Here is a 444-nt window from a genome sequence, read left to right as displayed (position 1 = left end):
AAGAACAGGCCCTCGTCCGCAGCGGCGACCCCGGCGGCGGCCTCGATCAGCTCGGCGATGTCGGGCGACTCCCCGCCGAGCACCTCCGCAGCCCACTGCAGCGACCCGGCACCGGTCTGGGTGGTCGCGGTCGGGGTGAACAGGCCGGGCACGACGTGGCAGAGGGTGAACGTGCGCTGCCCGGAGTCGAGGAACGGTTCGGTGGTGGTGCAGGCGTACCAGGCCGAGGTGCCCAGGCACACGTAGCCGGGGGATTCGGGGCTGACACAGCCGGCCGCCACCGCGGCCATGGGCCCGTCGCCGCCGCCGGCCACCACCTTCGTGCCCTGGCGCAGTCCGAGTTCCTCTGCCGCTGCGGCGGTCAGCCCGCCCACGACGTCGGTGGACTCGACGATCCCGGGCCACAGGGACGCGTCCACGCCGGCCGCGGCGAGCAGGCCGGGG

Annotated in this window: 1 pseudogene; it reads right to left on the bottom strand. The window is 75.0% G+C overall.

What is annotated here, in order from left to right:
* Positions 1-444 (bottom strand): annotated as a pseudogene (locus BN358_RS24655) (xylulokinase); the annotation flags it as partial.

The sequence above is a fragment of the Sedimentibacter sp. B4 genome (genome assembly GCF_000309315.1).
GTDB lineage: Bacteria > Bacillota > Clostridia > Tissierellales > Sedimentibacteraceae > Sedimentibacter > Sedimentibacter saalensis.
The sequence above is the reverse complement of the archived record's forward strand: the minus strand, read 5'-3'. Positions and strand labels throughout refer to the sequence as shown.